This window comes from Bradyrhizobium sp. AT1 (assembly GCF_001590795.1).
Classification (GTDB): domain Bacteria; phylum Pseudomonadota; class Alphaproteobacteria; order Rhizobiales; family Xanthobacteraceae; genus Bradyrhizobium.
Genome location: NZ_JXDL01000001.1, coordinates 7,399,098 through 7,418,426, shown reverse-complemented (window position 1 = coordinate 7,418,426; position 19,329 = coordinate 7,399,098). Strand labels below are relative to the sequence as shown.

Annotated in this window: 18 protein-coding genes; 6 read left to right on the top strand and 12 right to left on the bottom strand. The window is 65.1% G+C overall.

Features of this window, described 5'->3' with window-relative positions:
- Positions 1-155: 155 nt before the first annotated feature.
- From SE92_RS34160 to thiD, 4 genes are all read right to left on the bottom strand, one after another.
- On the bottom strand, positions 156-1,139 hold the full coding sequence (locus SE92_RS34160; protein WP_063203174.1) for a threonine/serine dehydratase family protein: 984 nt from the start codon (positions 1,137-1,139) through the stop codon (positions 156-158).
- A gap of 84 nt (positions 1,140-1,223) precedes the next feature.
- Positions 1,224-2,267, bottom strand: a complete 1,044-nt coding sequence (locus tag SE92_RS34155; RefSeq protein WP_063203171.1) for a glycosyltransferase family 4 protein — start codon at positions 2,265-2,267, stop codon at positions 1,224-1,226.
- Between the two features lie 13 nt (positions 2,268-2,280).
- Positions 2,281-3,093: a UDP-2,3-diacylglucosamine diphosphatase gene (locus tag SE92_RS34150; protein ID WP_063203169.1), complete on the bottom strand. Its 813-nt coding sequence runs from the start codon at positions 3,091-3,093 to the stop codon at positions 2,281-2,283.
- A gap of 234 nt (positions 3,094-3,327) precedes the next feature.
- Entirely contained in the window at positions 3,328-4,128 is an 801-nt protein-coding gene (gene thiD / locus SE92_RS34145) for a bifunctional hydroxymethylpyrimidine kinase/phosphomethylpyrimidine kinase (RefSeq protein WP_063203914.1), read from the bottom strand.
- A 256-nt stretch (positions 4,129-4,384) separates the two neighbouring features.
- On the opposite strand from thiD, the gene SE92_RS34140 reads away from it, so the two are divergent.
- The 5 genes from SE92_RS34140 (at position 4,385) to SE92_RS34120 (ending at position 8,943) form a co-directional block, all read left to right on the top strand.
- Complete coding sequence (locus SE92_RS34140) at positions 4,385-6,421, top strand: PAS domain S-box protein (protein ID WP_063203166.1); 2,037 nt, start codon at positions 4,385-4,387, stop codon at positions 6,419-6,421.
- 95 nt (positions 6,422-6,516) lie between these two features.
- On the top strand, positions 6,517-6,762 hold the full coding sequence (locus tag SE92_RS34135; RefSeq protein ID WP_018317369.1) for an Lrp/AsnC ligand binding domain-containing protein: 246 nt from the start codon (positions 6,517-6,519) through the stop codon (positions 6,760-6,762).
- Positions 6,763-6,854: 92 nt separating this feature from the next.
- Positions 6,855-7,277 carry a PqqD family protein gene (locus SE92_RS34130; protein ID WP_063203165.1) on the top strand — a complete coding sequence of 141 codons (423 nt, stop codon included), beginning with the start codon at positions 6,855-6,857 and terminating at the stop codon, positions 7,275-7,277.
- Complete coding sequence (locus SE92_RS34125; protein ID WP_063203913.1) at positions 7,267-8,256, top strand: hypothetical protein; 990 nt, start codon at positions 7,267-7,269, stop codon at positions 8,254-8,256. Before SE92_RS34130 ends, SE92_RS34125 begins: the two co-directional genes overlap by 11 nt.
- Positions 8,257-8,262: 6 nt before the next feature.
- Entirely contained in the window at positions 8,263-8,943 is a 681-nt protein-coding gene (locus SE92_RS34120; RefSeq protein WP_063203163.1) for a glycosyltransferase family 2 protein, read from the top strand.
- On the opposite strand, the gene SE92_RS34115 is transcribed toward SE92_RS34120, so the two are convergent.
- Both SE92_RS34115 and SE92_RS34110 read right to left on the bottom strand, forming a co-directional pair.
- Positions 8,918-10,507 carry a nucleotidyltransferase family protein gene (locus SE92_RS34115; RefSeq protein ID WP_063203912.1) on the bottom strand — a complete coding sequence of 530 codons (1,590 nt, stop codon included), beginning with the start codon at positions 10,505-10,507 and terminating at the stop codon, positions 8,918-8,920. The genes SE92_RS34120 and SE92_RS34115 overlap by 26 nt on opposite strands.
- 181 nt (positions 10,508-10,688) lie before the next feature.
- Entirely contained in the window at positions 10,689-11,618 is a 930-nt protein-coding gene (locus SE92_RS34110; protein WP_063203161.1) for a c-type cytochrome, read from the bottom strand.
- Positions 11,619-11,774: 156 nt separating this feature from the next.
- Between SE92_RS34110 and SE92_RS34105 the strand changes: the two genes are divergently transcribed.
- Complete coding sequence (locus SE92_RS34105) at positions 11,775-12,191, top strand: CHRD domain-containing protein (RefSeq protein ID WP_063203159.1); 417 nt, start codon at positions 11,775-11,777, stop codon at positions 12,189-12,191.
- Between the two features lie 73 nt (positions 12,192-12,264).
- On the opposite strand, the gene SE92_RS34100 is transcribed toward SE92_RS34105, so the two are convergent.
- The 6 genes from SE92_RS34100 to murJ all read right to left on the bottom strand — a co-directional run.
- Positions 12,265-13,548 carry a cystathionine gamma-synthase family protein gene (locus tag SE92_RS34100; RefSeq protein ID WP_063203157.1) on the bottom strand — a complete coding sequence of 428 codons (1,284 nt, stop codon included), beginning with the start codon at positions 13,546-13,548 and terminating at the stop codon, positions 12,265-12,267.
- Between the two features lie 297 nt (positions 13,549-13,845).
- A complete protein-coding gene (locus tag SE92_RS34095; RefSeq protein ID WP_063203155.1) occupies positions 13,846-14,292 on the bottom strand; it encodes a c-type cytochrome in 447 nt (148 codons plus the stop codon).
- 155 nt (positions 14,293-14,447) lie between these two features.
- Positions 14,448-16,757, bottom strand: coding sequence for a xanthine dehydrogenase family protein molybdopterin-binding subunit (locus tag SE92_RS34090; RefSeq protein WP_063203153.1), 2,310 nt, complete (start codon positions 16,755-16,757; stop codon positions 14,448-14,450).
- Between the two features lie 284 nt (positions 16,758-17,041).
- The gene (locus SE92_RS34085) at positions 17,042-17,431 is read right to left on the bottom strand and encodes a DUF1127 domain-containing protein (protein WP_063203152.1); all 390 of its coding nucleotides are present in this window, start codon (positions 17,429-17,431) and stop codon (positions 17,042-17,044) included.
- Positions 17,432-17,774: 343 nt separating this feature from the next.
- Entirely contained in the window at positions 17,775-18,224 is a 450-nt protein-coding gene (locus SE92_RS34080) for a c-type cytochrome (RefSeq protein WP_063203150.1), read from the bottom strand.
- Between the two features lie 151 nt (positions 18,225-18,375).
- The coding region (gene murJ, locus SE92_RS34075; protein WP_198172881.1) for a murein biosynthesis integral membrane protein MurJ at positions 18,376-19,329 on the bottom strand (954 nt) is incomplete at its 5' end.

Below are 19,329 nucleotides of genomic sequence, written 5' to 3'. Positions count from 1 at the left end.
TCCCCCGCAAGCGGGAGAGGTTGCACCGAGCAAGCGGAGAGTTCTCCGAATAGTCACGACAAGAAGGGGCAGAGCGGCGACGCTCTGCCCCTTCGTCATGTCGGCTCTTATCGTTCCAAGATGCGCCGCGAGGCGCGCGATCCCCGGAATGACAGCTAGGCCACCAGCTCGGCGAACAGATCCGCATCGACGTTGCCGCCGGAGAGCACGATGACGACGTTCTTGCCGGTGACGTCGAGGCGGCCGGCGAGCAGCGCGGCGAGACCGACTGCGCCGCCCGGCTCGACCACGAGCTTGAGCTCGCGATAGGCGAACGCGACGGCGGCGCCGACTTCCTTGTCCGACGCCGTGACACCACGCGCCAAGAGTTTGCTGTTGATCGCAAACGTCATCTCGCCGGGGATCAGGGCCATCAGCGCATCGCAGATGGTGCGGCCGGCGGGCCCGTGCGGCTCGCGATGGCCTGCGCTCAATGAAATGCCGTGGTCGTCGAACGCCTCGGGTTCGGCCACCACGATTTCGGCCAGCGGATAGCGCGCCTTCACCGCGGTCGCCACGCCTGCAATCAGGCCGCCGCCGGAGGCCGGGGCCACCACGATGTCCGGGCTGAGGCCGAGCGCTGCCATGTCTTCCGCGATCTCGCGGCCGGCGGTGCCCTGCCCTGCGATCACGAACGGATCGTCATAAGGCCTGACCAGCGTTGCGCCGCGCTTCTCGGCGATGCCGCGCGAGATCGCCTCACGGTCGTCCTTGTCGCGATCATAGAGCACGACCTCGGCGCCGTAGGATTTGGTGCGCTCCCGCTTCGACAGCGGCGCGTCCGCCGGCATCACGATGGTCGCCTGCATATCGAGGATCTTTGCCGCTGCAGCCACGCCCTGGGCGTGGTTGCCGGAGGAGAACGCGACGACACCGCCGGCGCGCTTGTCCTGCGGGATCGAGAACACCTTGTTGAAGGCGCCGCGGAACTTGAAGGAGCCGGTGCGCTGGAGCATCTCCGGCTTCAAGAACACTTTCGCACCGACGCGCTCGTTGAGCACGGGAAAGGACAACAGCGGAGTGCGGATGGCGTAGGGCGCGATCACGCGCGCGGCGGCATCGATATCGGCAGGGCCGATCGGGAGGAGCTGTTCGGTCATAGCGGAATGTTATCGCGGCCCGGGAGGACCGGGCAAGACACCTTTACGGCAAGACATCACAAGACACCTGCGCGCATGACCTGCTCAGGCCACGAAGCGGGGCTGTTCCGCGCCGGTCCGGCCCGGCAGCACGGCGCCGGCCGCCAAAATGCTGTCGATAAAAACCCGCGCCGAGGCTTCCCAGGTGTGATTGGCGGCGAATTCGACGCAGTCCTGCCGGGAAATGCCGAGCGCCGCGAAGCAGGCGTTGCGCAGGTCGTGATCGAGCGCACCGACCGGGGCATCGCCGATCACGTCGCGGGGGCCCTTCACCGGGAAGGCCGCAACCGGCAGACCGCTCGCGAGGGCCTCCAGCAGGACCAAACCGAACGTGTCGGTCTTGCTGGGGAACACGAACACGTCGGCAGCCGCATAGATATCCGCCAGATCCTCGCCGTGCTTTTCGCCCAGGAAGATCGCATCGGGATAGGCCTCCTCGAGCGAGGCGCGCGCCGGGCCGTCGCCGACGATCACCTTGTTGCCGGGCAGATCGAGATTGAGGAAGGCCTCGAGATTCTTCTCCACTGCGACGCGCCCGACCGACAGGAACACCGGCGCCGGCAGGCAGAGGTCGATGGCACGGGGATGGAACAGGCCGGTGTCGACGCCGCGCGGCCATAGCACGACATTGTCGAAGCCGCGCTCGGTCAGTTCGCGGGCCAGCGCGGGCGTCGCCGCCATCACGGCGCGGCTGGGTGCATGGAAACGGCGTAGCGCCCGCCAGATCAGCGAGCCCGGAACCGGCACGCGGGCGCGGACATATTCAGGAAAGCGGGTGTGGAAGCTGGTCGTGAACGGCAGCTTGCGCTGGCGGCAATGGCGGCGGACCATCAGGCCGATCGGCCCCTCCGTCGCAATGTGGATGCTGTCGGGCAGCGCTTCCTCAATCAGCTTCGCGATGCGCGCCGGGCGCGGCATCGCCAGCCGCACGTCGCGATAGCTCGGCATCGCGAAGGTGCGAAACGATTGCGGCGTCAGGAACGTGAATTCGACACCGAGCGTCTCGGCAGCATCAGCGAGCTTGGTCAGCGTCCGAACCACACCGTTGACTTGCGGGTGCCAGGCGTCGGTCGCGACCAGGATGCGCATCGGGCGACCTCTTCTATGCAGCTCTGGCTGCGACCTGCGGAACGGTCGCCGGCTTCTGCAAATGATCCGCCCAGGTGATGATCTCGAAATGACCGTCGTCGTGCTCGACGAGCGCGGTGCAGCTCTCGACCCAATCGCCGCAATTCATGTAGCGAATGCCGCCTTCGTCGCGGATCACGGCGTAGTGGATGTGGCCGCAGATCACGCCGTCGGCGTCGTGGCGCCGCGCCTCGGCGGCCAGCGCCTGCTCGAACGCGCCGATATAGTTGACGGCGTTCTTGACCTTCTGCTTGGCCCATTGCGACAGCGACCAATAGGGCACCTTGAACAGACGCCGGAAGAAGTTGACGAAGCGATTCATCTGGATCGCGAAGTCGTAGGCCTTGTCGCCGAGATGGGCGAGCCAGCGCGCGTTCTGCACCACGAGATCGAAGATGTCGCCGTGGATGACGAGATAGCGCTTGCCGTCCACGCCGGTGTGCACGGTGTTCTCGACCACGTCGATGCCGCCGAAATGCGTGCCGTAATAGTTGCGCAGGAACTCGTCGTGATTGCCGGGGATGTAGAGGATCTTGGCGCCCTTGCGCGCCTTGCGCAGCAGCTTCTGCACGAGATCGTTGTGCGATTGCGGCCAGTTCCAGCTCGATTTCAGCGCCCAGCCGTCGACGATGTCGCCCACGAGATAGATCGTGTCGGCATCATGGTAGCGCAGGAAGTCGAGCAGAAGATCGGCTTGAGAACCGCGGGCTCCGAGATGAACGTCGGAGATGAACAACGTGCGAAAGCGCCGCTCCGGGCTCTCGTCACTCACATCGTAACTTCCCATGCGCCAGCCTGTAACAATGTCCCGTGACAGGGGGATGACCGATTGAACCCTTGAGGCACCCTCAGATACGAATCACGCCTTGCCTCGCCCACCCCGCGAATATCAGCCGCATGCGACAATCTGGCGACACGGCATGGCAGAGGGGACTGGTTGACTCTACGCTCCCCTGGAGGGTGAAGGGGCCGCACCGCTTGTGCTGAACCGTAAACGGCCGCGCTTCGCGGACGGTCCGCGTCAGTAGAACCGATGGAAATGATGGATCGGGCCGTGGCCGTGGCCGACGGCGAAGCGGTCGGCGGCGCCGATCGCCGCGCTGATCCAGGCCTTGGCATTGCGTACGGCGGTTTCCAGATCCTCCCCCTTGGCAAGGCCCGCCGCGACCGCCGAGGAGAGTGAGCAGCCGGTGCCGTGAGTGTTGCGGGTCGCCACGCGAGGCGCGGCGAGCGCCAACGTGTTGCCGGCATCGACGAGATAGTCGGTGCTCTCCGCGCCCTCGCCGTGCCCGCCCTTGATCAGGACGGCACGGCAGCCGAGCGCCAGCAGGCGCCGCCCCTGCTTTTCGATCTCGGCCTCGCTTGCCGCGACCGGCTCGTCGAGCAGCGCCGCGGCCTCGGGCAGATTGGGCGTGATCACGGACGCCAGCGGGATCAGCCTGGTGCGCAGGGCGTCGACGGCTTCGGACGCCAGCAGACGGTCACCCGACGTCGCCACCATCACGGGATCGAGCACCACGTGCCCCGGTTTCCAGCGCGACAGCGCCGCCGCGATCGCATCGATACTGGCGACCTGGGCCACCATGCCAATCTTGACGGCACCGACCTCGAGATCGGCAAACACGGCATCGATCTGTGCGGTGACGAAGTCGGCCGGCACGGCGTGGATGCCGGTGACGCCTCGGGTGTTCTGAGCCGTCAGCGCCGTGATGGCGGAAGCGCCATAGACGCCGAGCGCGGCAAACGTCTTCAGGTCGGCCTGGATGCCGGCGCCCCCGCTCGAATCGGAACCGGCGATGGTGAACGCGACCGGGGTCGTCATCGTCGGACACATGTGCTGGATACGGACACCGCCATGACCTGTCCTAGCGCGACCGTGGAACAGCGGCAAGCGCCGCCAGGCCGCGGCCGACCGTGATTCGCGGGTACCGTGGCGCGCACCTCGAATCAGGTGGACGCGGCGGGGCCCCGGCACGGCAATGGTGCGGGCATTGAAAATGCAACCGCGCCGGACCCTTGGTATAGTCGCGAACTGCTTCGCCGATGAGTGAGACGTCAGTTGGTGTTCAGCGACACCGATGCTGCGGGCCGCCCCGGCCCGCAAGCCGCCTGGAACGGAATCTTGGGGTGGAACGATGTGGGCCTTTTTTGAACGTCTCCTCGACTCGTCCATGCTTTCGCCGCACGGCATCTGCCTGTTGTGGGAGCCTGAGCTGATCTGGCTTCACGTCGTCGCCGACGCCTGCATCGCCGCCGCCTATTTCTCGATTCCCTTTGCCCTCGCTATACTGGTCACCAAGCGACGCGACCTCAAATTCGGCTGGGTCTACTGGGCCTTCGCGATCTTCATCATGGCGTGCGGCCTGACCCATGTGCTGTCGATCTACACGCTTTGGGTTCCGATTTATGGCATCGAGGGCATCGTCAAGGCGGCGACCGCGGTGGCATCCGTGGTCACGGCGGGCGCGCTCTGGCCGCTGCTGCCGAAGATCCTGACGATCCCCTCGCCGTTCGAGCTGCGGCAGGTCCAGGCCGCGCTCGAGGAGGAGGAAATCAAGTCCCGGGATGCCACGCTGCTGCTCCAGCAAGTCAGGGACGCGCAACGCGCGATGCGCGAGAGCGTGGCGCGCCTCACCGCAATCGTCGAGACCGCGGTCGACGGCGTCATCCTCTTGGATGCGGAGGACCGTATCCTGCTGTTCAATCCGGCCTGCGAGCGCCTGTTCGGCTACTCTGCCGACGAGGTGACGGGCCGCAACGTCGGGATGCTGATGCCCGAGGCGGGCGCTGCGCCCGGCAGCCACGCCGGCCATTTCACGACCGCCGGCGAGGCCATTGGCTTGCGCAAGGACGGATCGACCTTTCCAATGGACGTGTCGGTCGGTCAGGCGCAGCAGGATGGCGAATTGATCTTCGTCGGCATCGTCCACGACCTGACCGCGCGCAAGCTGACCGAGCAGCAGCTTCAACAGGCGCAGAAGATGGAGACGGTCGGTCAGCTCTCCGGCGGTATCGCGCACGACTTCAACAATCTGCTCACCGTCATCATCGGCAACGCCGAGCATCTGAGCGAGCAGCTCAAGGCCCGGCCCGACCTGCGGCGCTTTGCCGACGACATCTGCCAGTCGGGCGAACGGGGCGCCGAGCTGACGCAGCGTCTGCTCGCGTTCAGCCGCCGCCAGCTGCTGCAGCCCCAGATGGTCGATTGCCGCGGCCTGCTCGAGTCCATGTTCAAGCTGCTCAAGCGCACCTTGCGTGAAGACATCGAGATCAGGACCAGCTCCGGCCCCGGCATGATCGTGGCGTTTGCCGATCGCACCCAGCTCGAATCCGCCGTGCTCAATCTCGCGCTCAACGCGCAGGATGCCATGCCGGCAGGAGGACATTTGACGCTGAGCACGGAGCTGACCGCGATCGACGAGGATTATGGCGCTATTCACCCCGAGGTCGCAGCCGGCGCCTATGCGTTGATCTCGGTCACCGACGACGGCGAAGGCATGACACCCGACATCATCGCACGCGCCTTCGAGCCGTTCTTCACCACCAAGGAAGTCGGCAAGGGCTCGGGCCTCGGTCTCAGCATGGTCTATGGCTTTGCGAAGCAATCAGGCGGCCATGTCTCGATCTACAGCGAGACAGGCCTTGGGACGACGGTCCGGATCTACCTGCCGCACGCGGACACCGGACAATCGCAGGCCGACCTCCCCGATGGCGAGGACGCAGCGCCCCGCGGATACGAGACCATCCTGATCGCCGAGGACGATCCGTTCGTCCGCTCCTCCGTCATTCGCAGGGTGGAGGCGCTCGGATATCGCGTGATCGCCGCGGTCAACGGCAAGGAGGCCTTGCAGCAGCTGCGCACCGACTCCAGCATCGACATGCTGTTCACCGATATCGTGATGCCGGGCGGCATGAACGGCTGGGAGCTCGCCGACCAGGCGCGGCGGATTCGCCCCGGTCTGCCGGTCCTGTTCACCTCGGGCTACGCGCTGGAGACCCTGGTCGAGCAGGGCCGCGCGCATGCGCAGGCGATCGTGCTGACCAAGCCCTATCGCAAGGTTGAGCTCGCCCGGCGGCTGCGAGACGCATTCGCCGCGACGGTCGTGACGTCCTGAATGCCCGACCGGCGTCTGGCGGCCGGCAAGTCCGCTTGCTAAACCGTGCCGGTTTTGGCCTATTAGCCGCCAGATACGCTTTCGGAGTGCCCGCGATGGTTCCTTTCTTCGTCCAGATCAAATGCAAGCTCGGCCAGTCCTATACGGTCGCCAATGCGCTTGCCGAAGCCGAGATCGCTTCCGAGATCTACTCGACGGCCGGTCAATACGACCTCCTTGTGAAGTTCTACGTCGACAAGGACACCGACATCGGCCATTTCGTGAACGAGAAGGTGCAGGTGCTGCCGGGTATCCAGGACACCCTCACCATCATCACGTTCAAGGCGTTTGGCGCCAGCTGATTGCCTGGAATTGACGCAATCCGCCCCGGTTGCGCAGCCGGCGGCCTGTGTTAGCGTCGTGTTCGGAATTGAAATCGAGTACCGAGCAGACCATGGCCCTCACCACCACGGTGCCGCAGCTGATCAGCCAGCAATTCGACAGTGAAGTGGTGCTCGCCAACTATCAGAACGGCGTCTATTACAACCTCGACGGCAGTGCCGCGCAAATCTGGCTCGGCCTCAAAGCCAACCGAACGGTTGAGGAGATCGCGCGCGCCTTGGCCGATACGACCGGCGACGATCCGGCCTCCATCGCGCAAGCCGTGCAGGCTTTCACGGACAGCATGCTCGCGGAGGGCCTCATCGCCGAAGGCACCGCCGATGCGCGCCTCGAGACCTGGGCACCGGTGCTATCGGGCGCGTTCGTCACCCCGGAATTCCAGCGCTTCGACAATCTGCGGGAGCTGTTGCTGATGGATCCCGTGCATGACGCCGGCGAGGAAGGCTGGCCGCTGCGCGAGCCTCATGACGGCTAGCCATCGCATCCGGCAGGAGATCGCGGCGGTCTTCGCCAGCTCGGAAGTGCCGATCGAAGCGCAGGCCCGCTGCGGCCCGTTCGGCTTGCGCCTCGGCTTCGCCTCGCGGGAATTGGCCGATACGTTCCTGCCGGCCTACATCCAGAGCGCGCCCGAGACCGTCGATCTCGACCTGCGCTTCATCACCGGGGATCACCATGATCTCTCCGGGCTGGTGCCGGAAGCCGCCGAGAAGCCGCGCCTGTTGATAGAGGACGGCATCTATTCGGTGTGGCAGCCGGCCGTCATTCCTGTGCTGTTCGCGATCGACCTCACGGCGAAGCGCGGCATCGCGTGGCTGCCGACGGGCGAAGCGCCGCCCTGGATCCGCAGCCGGCCGGCGATCTCGCTAATCCACGCCTTGATGCACGAGACGCCCTGGTGCGCGGTCCATGGCGCGGCCGTGGGAAGCCGCGCAGGCTTCACGCTGCTCGCGGGCGAAGGGCACAGCGGCAAGACCACCGCGGCCCTGGCCTGCGCGAAAGCCGGCTGGCGCTATGCCGGCGACGATTTCGTCGCGGTCGACAGCCAGAGCGGACGGATTGAGCCGCTGTTCTGCTCGGCCCGGCTGCGCCCTGCCCTCGTCGAGACCTTTCGGAACTTCATCGGTAAGACCAGCGCAGTCTCCGACTTCAACGGCGAGCCGCGCCACGAGTTGAGCCTTGCCGATCTCGGCGATCGCATCGGCGGTGGCCGGTTGCGTGCGACCTTCATTCCGCGCCGACGCGGCGCCGTCACGCCCGCGTTCACGCCGGCGCGCCAGTCGGACGCATTTCGCGCGCTGCTGCCGACCACGGCCTATGAGCTGCCGGGATGGCCGAACGAGATCGCCGACAAGGTGGCGCGGATCGCCGGGCTCGCACCGGTGTTCTTCGCCGACACCGGCACCCAGCCGATGGAGATTCCCGCCGCATTCGCCCACCAGCTCGACCGGTTGTGAGGCCGCATGCGCGTCTCCGCGATCATCGCCGCCTACAATGCCGAGGCCTATATCGCCGAGGCGATCGAGAGCGTGCTCGGCCAGACCGTCCCGCCCTTCGAGCTCATCGTGGTCGACGACGGCTCGACCGACGGCACGCGCGGCGTTGTCGGCCGCTTCGGTGACCGCATCATCGCGATGAGCCAGGCCAACAGCGGCCAGGCCGCCGCCGTCAACAAGGGCCTCGCGATGGCGCGTGGCGAGCTGATCGGCTTCTGCGACGCCGACGATCTCTGGACCGCGCACAAGCTGTCGATGCAGCTGGCGCTGCTGGCGCGCGACGACGATATCGAAGCCGCGTTCGGCAAGGTGCAGCAATTCGTCAGCCCCGACGTGCCGGAGGCGCAACGCGCGCGCCTTCAGCCGGCGGTCGAGATCATGCCGGGCGAGCTCAAGCAATGCATGCTGGTCCGCCGCGCCGCGCTGGACCGCATCGGCCCATTCGACGAAAGCCTGCCCGCGACCTTCTTCATCGCCTGGCTCGGCCGCGCCAAACAGAACGGGCTGAAGATCGCGCATGTCGACGAGATCGTCGTCCGCCGCCGGCTGCATCTCGGCAATGGCGGCCGCACCAATACCGAGGCGCAGAACCTTCAGACGCTGATGGCGCTACGCCAGGCCATCAAGGCGCAACGCCGCCAGGAGTGAAGACCGGCGCGCCATCGATCGACACTGATGTCACGAACAGTCCGAGCAGGCGATGGTCGATCGAATGGCCGATATCCATCGGGCGCCCGGTATCGAGCATGCGCAGCGCGACGACGATCTTCCGCCGGTCTTGACCGACGATCGCCGCCTTGACCGCCAGCTTGAACGGCATCGGATCGTTGCGGCCCGCGGCAACCTGCAAGACCTCGCCGGCGCCGCCATAGGCCGCAAAGCGGAAGCTGTCCGCACCCGGCGGCAGGAACGGCACCACCGCGAGTTCGACGGAGGCGAAGGCCTGCGATGGCCCCTCGACCGGCACCGCGATGACGGCGAACTGACGGTCGGTCCACCGGCCCTCGTCCTCCGGTATCGAGAAGCCCTGCCCGAACCAGACGCCCTTCCCGCGCAGCGGAGGCGTCGCGCTTGCGGCCTGCTGCCAGACCCGCTTCAGCATCGCGTTCCGAAAGAGAGGAAAATGCACGAGACTGGCATCGAACGCGGCCGCGGCGGCCCTCGGCAGCTTCAGCCAATCCAGGAAGCCGAACGGCGCCTTGAACTGCGCACGCAACGAGGTGAGGAAGGCGACCCCGAATTGCTGCCATTGCGTGCGCCGGGCGCGCGGTATGGTGCGGATTGCGATCTCGATGGATTTTCCGGGTGGCGCGTAGGCCCACAGCTGCTCCACCAGCCCCTCCGGCACCAGTTTCGGCAGCTCCCGTGCGACGACGTCGAGCAATTGCGCCGCGAACAGGCTGCCGTTGTACCGCGTCACGATGGCGCGAAAGCGGTCCCAATCAACCTCGGCGCCGGCGTGCTGCAAGACATGCACGACCTCGAGCGCGCGGAATACCATCTCCTTCTGGTCCGCAGGCTCCGGCCGCATCGCCGCGATGGCGAGATGCTCGGCAAGGCCGGGGATCAGCACCTCATGCGTCAGCAGGCTCGCCGGCTCGGCGGTGCGAAACAGCTCATCGGTAAAGCTCTCGTCGTCGAGCCAGAACAGCGCGCGCCAGTGCAGGTCGATGGCGCGGCTGAGGCCGGCCCGCGACATCGCGACCGCATGGATGTCGCGGTCGAAATCGGACTCGGAAAACAACTCGACCCGCATGCCGTGGCTGCGGAACGCGGCCTGCCGCAGCACCTCGATCGCGCGCGGCGCGTCGGCGCGGCGAACCAGGAGATCGTAATCTCCGGTCATGCGCTTGGCCATGTAGCTCGCATCGCGCGCGAACAGCGCGCCGCCCTTGATCAGCAGCGCGGCAATGCCGGCAGCCTTCAGCGCCGCACAGGCCTCGACGACGTCGCGGACCCGTGTCGCGTTGGACAGCCAGACGTGCTTGACGACGCCGCGCATCCGCTTCGTGTCGGCATCGACGATGCCCGCCCGGTCGGCGGTGGCGACCAGCAGCGGCATGGTGCGGTAGACAACCTCGTCCGCCGCATCGAGCCGCTCGGAGGCGCGCCAGGCCCGGTAGGCGTCGATCGCACCCTGCCCCTCTCCGAGCGCGGCCTGGAACAGCATGAGGAAGCGCGGGTTCAGCGCGGTCGGAAGTTTCGCCGTCATCTCAACCGAACGGTTGAGCGTTGAGGCCAGCGTCGTCCGGCCCGGCAAGATCACACATCGGCATGATCAGCCGCAATCGCGCAAAGAGTGGACAACTCATCGTGACGCACTTCCAATTCCCGACCGGCGGACAAAGGATGCCGGGCGCAATCCTCGCCTGTCAATCGGGAAAGGCGCGGCTTCAGCCGCCAGCTTCCTTGCGCTTGGGTCGCGGCGGACCGTCCACCGGCGGCAGCGATTTGAGATAGTCCGCCATCGCCGCAAGATCCTCGTCGGACAATTGCGAAGTGTTCTTGATCACACGCGTCATCGCGCCGCCGACGCTGTCGCCATCGGGCAATTCGCCGTTCTTGAGGAAATAGGCGATATCCTTCACGCTCCACTCGCCGAGGCGCTTCTGGGTGATGTTGGGCACCCAGCCCTCGCCTTCCGGATTGGGCCCGCCGGCAAAGCGCTGGCCCGCGATGATGCCGCCGAGCGCGTTGCGCGGGCTATGGCATTCGGCGCAATGGCCAAAACTGTTGACGAGATAGGCGCCGCGATTCCATTGCGGCGACTTCGTCCCGTCGGCAACGAGCGGCTTGTCGTCCAGAAACAGGAATTTCCAGATGCCGACATTGCGCCGGATATTGAAGGGAAAGCTCATGTCGTGGTCGCGCACCCTGCCGGCCACGGGCGGCAGCGTCTTCAGATAAGCAAAGAGATCGAGCACGTCCTCGCGCCTCGCGTGCTGATAGGACGTATAAGGAAAGGCGGGGAAATAATGCTGCCCGCCGGGCGACACGCCGTGCATCACCGCATTGACGAAGTCGGCGTCCGTCCATTTGCCGATGCCGTCGTTGGGATCGGGCGAGATGTTCGGCGCGTAGAACGTTCCGAACGGCGACTTGATCGCGACGCCGCCGCCGAGCCTGACCCGATCGGGCTGGTTGGGCGTGGCATGGCAGGACGCGCAGCCCCCGGCGTTGAACATCACCTCGCCGTTGGCAAGGTTCGCCACGCGGACCGGCGCAGGGCCTGCGGCTGCGACCTTGGGCGCGCTGAGCCACCAATAGACGCCCGCGGCAGCGACCAGCGCGAGCAGCCCTGCCAGAATTGTTCGTTGCAGCATTCCGATCCATTCACTTGTCGCGGCGAACCTAAGACCGATGTCGTCGCGGCTCCAGCCACGAAGAATTTAGCCCGCCCTGGCCGGAAACGGGAATAAACTGAAACGCCGGCTGTTGGAAGTTTGCAGCCCCAACGGGTTCAGCAGGGAGACCATCATATGAACAAAACCGTCATTGCCGCCTTAGCGCTCGCTGCCGTTGCCTTCGCCGCTCCGGCCAGCGCCGAAAAGCTGAAAGCAACGCTCGACGGCAAGTCCGAGGTGCCCGCAACGACCAGCAGCGGCACCGGAACCGCCGACCTGGACTATGATGCCGCCAGCAAGAAGCTGTCCTGGACGGTTACCTATTCCGGGCTGTCCGGCCCTGCCACCGCCGCCCATTTCCACGGCCCCGCGGAGGCCGGCAAGAACGCCGGCGTCGCGATCGCGATCCCGAATGCGACCGCCAGCCCCGTGAAGGGCGAAGCGACGCTGACCGACGCGCAGGCCGCCGATCTGCTCGGCGGCAAGCTCTACGTCAACATCCACACCGCGGCCAACCCGGGCGGCGAGATCCGCGGTCAAGTGACGAAGTAAGCCTCCAAGATGACTTCGTCGCAAAAGGCCGGGCGCAGGAGGGGCGCCCGGCCTTTTCTATTCCGTTCGCACTCTAAGCCGCGTTCAGCGCCTGCGTGAGGTCGGCGATCAGGTCCGACGGATTCTCGATGCCGATCGACAGCCGGATCGTGGAATCGAGCACGCCGATTTTCTGGCGGATGTCGGCGGGAACGCCGGAATGGGTCATGGTCGCGGGCAGGCTCGCGAGCGACTCGGTGCCGCCGAGGCTCACCGCGAGCTTGAGGATCTGCAGCGCGTTGAGGAATTTCACGGCGGCCTCCTTGCCGCCGACAATATCGAACGAGAAGGTCGAGCCTGCCCCAAGGCATTGCCGCGCGAACACGCGGCCCGCGGGCGAAGCCTCCTCATGGTGGCCGAGATAGTGCACCTTGGCGACCTTGGCATGATCGCGCAGGAAGTCCGCGACAAGGCGCGCATTGCTGTTGGCCTTCTCCATGCGCAGGCTCAACGTCTCGAGCGAGCGGTTGATCATCCAGCACGAATGCGGATCGAGCTGGGTGCCGATGGCGCCGCGCAACGCCTTGATGCCCTTCATGATCGCCTTCGAGCCGAGCGCTGCCCCCGCGATCAGGTCGGAATGACCGCCGACATATTTCGTCAGCGAATACAGCGACAGGTCCGCGCCGTGCTCGATCGGCCGCTGAAACACCGGGCCGAGCAGCGTGTTGTCGCAAGCGATGATCGGTGTGTGTCCCTGCGCCTTGCCGATCGCATCGGCGATGCGGCGGATCATGGCGACGTCGACCAGGCCGTTGGTCGGATTGGCCGGGGTCTCGATCAGGATCATCGAAACGCGGCCCTTGGCCATTGCCTCTTCCGCGGCCCGCTTGACGCCGGCTTCGTCGATCCCGTCGGCAAAGCCGACGGCGCCGATCGACAGCCGCGCCAGCGTGTTCGTTAGCAGCGTTTCGGTCCCGCCATAGAGCGGCTGGGAGTGCAGGATGACGTCGCCGGGGCGGACGAAAGCGAGGATCGTGGTGGAGATCGCCGCCATGCCGGACGAGAACAGCGCGCAACTCTCGGTGCGCTCGTAGATCGAGAGCCTGTCCTCGACGATCTCGCTGTTGGGATGATTGAAGCGCGAATAGACCAGGCCCGCGCCCATGCCTTCCGGAGGCTCGCGCCGGCCGGCAACGTAATCGAAAAAGTCCTGCCCGTCGTCGGCCGTCTTGAATACGAAGGTGGAGGTCAGAAACACCGGCGGCTTGATCGCGCCTTCCGACAGTTGCGGATCATAGCCATAGGTCAGCATCAGCGTTTCGGGGTGCAGCATGTGATTGCCGATGTGGGTCTTGGACGGAAACGGTTTGACCATGGCATGTCTCGCTGTTGATTGAGATGCTCGCCGGGCGTTGGAACTCCCGACGTCATGAACAATCGGGAAAGATGAGCCGACTCACGTCAACGCCACGGCAGTTGCTGCGAAGATAACTGCTCGAACGGCGCCCCGTCAGACCTTGCAAATAGAAAAAGGGCGGCTGCTCTCGCAACCGCCCTTTGATCGATTCCTGTAGCCCGGATGGAGCGAAGCGCAATCCGGGACAGACTTTCAGCTTGGTTGGACCTTCCCGGATTTCGCTTCGCTCCATCCGGGCTACGAAGATCTTCAGCCTCAGCCGTTCTTGACGCGGAACGTCTCGTGGCAGCCGCCGCATTCCTTGCCGATGGCCGGCATGTTCGCCTTGAGCGAATCCAGATCCTTGATCTTGCCCTTGGCTTCCCCGACGACCTTGGCGAAGCTTGCGATCTTGGCGTCGAAGCCGGCCTTGTCCTCCCAGACCTTCGGCGAGGTCGAATAATCGCCGTCCAGCTTCACGCCCTTGGCGCTGGCCGGAAACAGGTTCGGCAGCTTCTTGGCGGTATCTTCGAACTGCGCCAGTGCGCTGTCCACGGTCGCCTGGTCGTAGGGCTTCTCGCCTTTGACCATTGCCGACATCGCGCCGGCATTCTTGCCGTTGCCCTTCATGAGGGTCTGGACTTCCTTGACGGTGTCCTGCTGCGCCCAAACCGCGCCCATGCCGAGCAGCAGCGCGCCCCCAACAACCAATACTCGCTTCATTCGCAAAATCCCTTTCGCTGAGACAGGATCGTGCTGACCCCACATTGGGCCAACCCCGATTGGCAGATTTCATTCCATCCAGAGCGCGACGAAAAATCGTCGCACTCCGGATCGTTTGGCTGAGCCCGCAACACGCGTTCCGCGTTTGTTTGGATTTACAGGCTGTGACGGCGATGGTGCTCGCTGATCGCGACCCACACCCGCTCGGGGGTCGCCGGCATGTCGATGTGGTCGATCTTGTATTCGCGCCAGAGCGCATCGACGATGGCGTTGACGATAGCCGGACAGGAGCCGATCGCGCCGGCCTCGCCCGCCCCCTTCACGCCCATCGGATTGGTCTTGCAGGGGACGTTGGCGGTCTCGAACACGAAGGCCGGCCCGTCCGCCGCCCGCGGCAGCGCATAGTCCATGAAGGTCGCGGTGATGAGCTGGCCGTCGGTGGCGCCATAGACCACCTGCTCCATCAGCGCCTGGCCGATGCCCTGCATGGCGCCGCCATGCACCTGGCCGGCCAAGAGCAGCGGATTGAGGGTCTTGCCGAAATCGTCGACGATCACGTAGTTGACGATCTTGATGATACCGGTGGCCGGATCGATCTCGACCTCCGCGACATGGGTGCCGTTGGGATAGGTGCCGTCGGCGCTGGCAAAGGTCGCGCTGCCATTCAGCTTCGACGGATCGGCGCCCGGCCGCTTGGCGAGGTCGGCGAACGAGATCGAACGGTCGGTGCCGGCGATGCGCACCACGCCCTCCGAGATCTCGAGGTCGCCGGCGCCGGCCTCCAGCGCCTGCGCCGCGATCTCCTTCAGCTTTTCCCCGAGTTCGCGCGTGGCGCGCTCGACGCTGACGCCGCCCGAGGGGATAGAGGCCGAGCCGCCGGTACCGAGGCCGGTCTTGATCTCGTCGGTGTCGCCCTGGCGGACATGGACCCGCTCCGGCGCGACGCCGAACTGCTCGGCGACGATCTGGGCGTAGGCGGTCTGGTGGCCCTGCCCGCTCGACTGCGTGCCGATCAGGACGGTGACGTCGCCGTTGGGATCGAGGCGGACGTTGGCCGTCTCCTCACCCATCACGCCGCAGATCTCGACATAGCTCGCAAGCCCGATGCCGCGGATCAGGCCGCCCTTCTTGGCCGCCTTGGCGCGCTTGGGAAAGTCCTTCCACTCGGCGATCTCCATCGCGCGCTTGAGATGCGCGGCGAAGTCGCCGGAATCATAGACCTTGCCCGTGGCCGTCTTGTAGGGCAGCGCCTTCGGCGGAATGAAGTTCTTGCGGCGGATGGCATCCGGCGTCATGTCGAGTTTTCGCGCGCACGCGTCGACGAGGCGCTCGATCACATAGGCGGCTTCAGGACGGCCTGCGCCGCGATAGGCATCGACAGGCACGCTGTGGGTGAAGACGGTCCGCACCCGGCAGTGGAAGGCCTGGATATCGTAGAGGCCCGGCAGCATACCAGCGCCGCCATGCGGGATGTAGGGTCCGAAGGTCGACAGATAGGCGCCCATGTCGCCCATCAGGTCGCAGTCCATCGCGAGGAACTTGCCGTCTTCAGCCAGCGCCATCTTGGCGGTGGTGACGTTGTCGCGGCCCTGCGCGTCGCCCATGAAATGCTCGGTGCGATCGGCCGCCCATTTCACCGTCTTCTTGAGCTTCTTGGCCGCGACCGCCACCAGGGCGTATTCGCGATACGGGAACAGCTTCGTGCCGAAGCCGCCGCCGACGTCGGGGCAAATCACCCGCATCTTGTCGGTGGGGATGTTGAGCACGTTCTGGCAGAGAATGTCGCGCAGGCGATGGCTGCCCTGGCTGCCGATCGTCAGCGTCAGATGGTCGCGCTTGGCGTCGTATTCGCACACCGCCGCGCGCGTCTCCATGAAGCTCGCGACCACGCGCGGATTGACGATCGAGATTTCGGCGACCGCATGCGCCTTGGCGAAGGCCGCTTCCGTCGCCTTCTTGTCGCCGATCGAGACGTCGAACAGCACGTTTCCGGCCTTGTCGGGCCAGACCTGCGGCGCGCCTTTCTTGACGGCGTTGACGACGCCGGTGACCGCCGGCAGCGGCGACCATTTGACCTCAATCGCCTCGATCGCGTCGCGGGCCTGGTTGATGGTCTCGGCGACCACGAAGGCGATGGAATCGCCGACATGGCGAACCTCGTCCTTGGCAAGGATCGGATATGGCGGACCGGTGAACGGATCGGTCTCGAGATTGAACAGGCACGGCAGATTGCCGAGGTCTGCGACATCATCGGCGGTCAGGATCAGTGCGACACCGGGCAGCCCGCGCGCGCGGCTCGCATCGATGGTGTATTTGGCATGCGCATGCGGCGAGCGCAGCATCAGGCAGCGCAGCGCAGCCTGCGGCGCATAATCGTCGGTATAGCGGCCCTTGCCGCGGATGAGCGCGTCATCCTCCTTGCGCAGCACGCTTTGGCCAACGCCGAACTTGATGGGAGCCGCCATTTTATCTTCCCGTTCCATGGTTGTTTTGCCGGGCATATTGCCGTGGAAAAACTGGCAAGGCAAACGGGGATTGGGCACGCCCCACCCTCGAAGGGTCGGCATGCTACCCCTGTCAGAGGCGACGAGACGGAAAGGTCGCAGCTCGGTCATTTCTCGGTGAAGATCGATCCCGACCGTGGCACGATAGTTGCCGAACTCACCTGCCGTGCATGCATGCTCGAACAAGCGGCCATGCTGACCGCCGCTTGTTCGCAAAGCGCATGCCCTCTCCGATGGTTGATCACCTACATCCCACCGCGGTTCAACAGATACCTTGTTCGATCCCTGAGCGCATCGATCGCACGTCCCGGTGCGATGCAGTCGATCTCACCGCGCGTCAAACCGATATCCATCAGCTCCCGGTCGTTCAGATCATGGAGGCTGACTTGTGATCGTCCGCGCCTCTGCAAAAACGCATCCCAATACTGCATGAGCAGACCGAAAACGCTTCGCGTCGCGGATCCGGTGGCATTCTTGTCGTACAAAGCGCTTTCCAGAGCCGCGGCCGATGCCTTGAGGCGTGCTGCCAACGCCTGGTCGACCGCGCTCTTCGCTTGCACGATGGAGAGATTGAGACCGCGCGTTGCGGCATCGCCCTCTATCCCGGGTGATATGTTCGTCAATTGGGGTGGCATCGGATGCTCCTGCTGTTGAGCCGGCAGGGAGCGTGGCCACAAAAAAGGCCCCGTCCGATGCCGGCGGGGCCTGGTGGAAAAGATGTCGTCGAAATCCTAGCGCACGACTCCTCCCACGGCCCGGCCGAAGCGGGTCATGTGATTGCGGTTGACGGTGCGCGAGCATTTGGTCATGAGCTGCGAATAGCACGGCAATCGCGCAAAATCAAGAGATGTGGAGGGGCTGCCTACATCCTTCAGGCGAGCGCCTCGTTTGGCGGATGCACCCGCAAAGCCCTCGGATCATCTTCCGCGGGGAGGCGCTGCAGCAGGACAGGCAAGCGAACTCGATACGTGCCGGCAGCTACTGTTGCTGAATACGGCCGAGATAATCGACGACGGAGAGGATACGTTTTCGCACGACGACCTCCGGGCTCTGCTCCGGTCCAGCCTTCTGCCAATAGGACGGATCGACGTAGTGAGGCAAGTTGATGATGGGATTGAATCGTTCTCCCCAAATCGGCATCTCACGCGTGCCGTGAGCGGGAATTGTCTTCATCCCATCGATGACTTCATAGATGGTGTTCGTGGGAAACACGCCGTTGTTGTTCTTGGCCAGCATCGTCAGATCGGCAGGCGCTGTCTTCAACTGGCCGCTCACCGGTCCCTTGCCTCTGGCATCCGCACCGTGGCAACTCGCGCACGACGCCTGAAATTCCGACTTGCCGACGTCGAAATCTTCGGCCTGAACCACTGCGGCGAAACCAGCGGCAAGACCGGTAATGATCAAACATTTCACAGCAGATTTTACCATGTCCTGCTCCGACGCTGGCCAGCAAGCCCCTACTCCTAGCCACTTCGCCCGCCGGCAGTTTGACCCACATCAAGACTGGCTTACGCGCGCTCCGATCCGACCCGGGTTCGGGCGGACGCGGACGGGATTTTGAAAAAGCTTGCGACCGCGCCTAACCGCGCACCAGCGACACTAGCCAGCTGCGGCCGAACAGCGCAAGGATCGCGAGCGCATAGACGATGGTGCCGCCGGCGGCGAGCAACACCAGCGTCACCTCGTCACGGAAATGCATCGAGCCTAACGAGGGACCGCTGAAGCGCGCGATCAGCCAGAACGCCATCGCGAGGATGATGCCCGTCAGCAGGAATTTGCCGAGCGACATCAGCCAGGCTCGGTCCAGAACGAGAAAGCCGCGCCGCACGGCGAAGAACAGCACCAGCAACAGATTGGTCCAGACGCCGACAGCGGTGGCAAGCGCAAGGCCGATCTGGGCCAGCGATCCCATCAAGGCGACCTTCAGCGCGACGTTGACGGCGATGCCGGTCAGGGACGCCCGCACCGGCGTTGCCGTATCCTTGCGCGCATAGAAGGTCGCGACCGCGCTACGGATCAGCACGAAGGGGATCAGGCCGATCGCATAAGCCGCGAGTGTGCTGCCCGCGGCGACCGCATCGGCTTTGGAGAATGCGCCGCGGGCGAACAGCGCGCGCATGATCTCGTCGGGCACGGTAAGGAAGGCCGCGACGAACGGGATCGAGAACAGCAGCGTGAAATCGAAGGCGCGGCGCTGCGCCTTCATCGCGCCGTCGAGGTCGTTGGCCGTGATCCGCCGCGACATCTCCGGCAGCAGCACGGTGCCGATGGCGATGCCGATCACGCCGATCGGCAGCTGGTTGAGGCGGTCGGCATAGTACAGCGCCGACAGCGCGCCCGCGGGCAGGAAAGTCGCGATGATGGTGTCGGCGAACAGCGCGACCTGCGTCCCCATGGAGCCAAGTGTCGCAGGTCCCAGCGCTTTGAAAAAGCCGCGGACGTCTTCGTCGAGCTTCAATGGCGCAAAGCGCGGCAGGCCGCCGTGGCGCGCGAGATCGCCGGCAAGCAGGAAATATTGCAGGAAGCCCGAGAT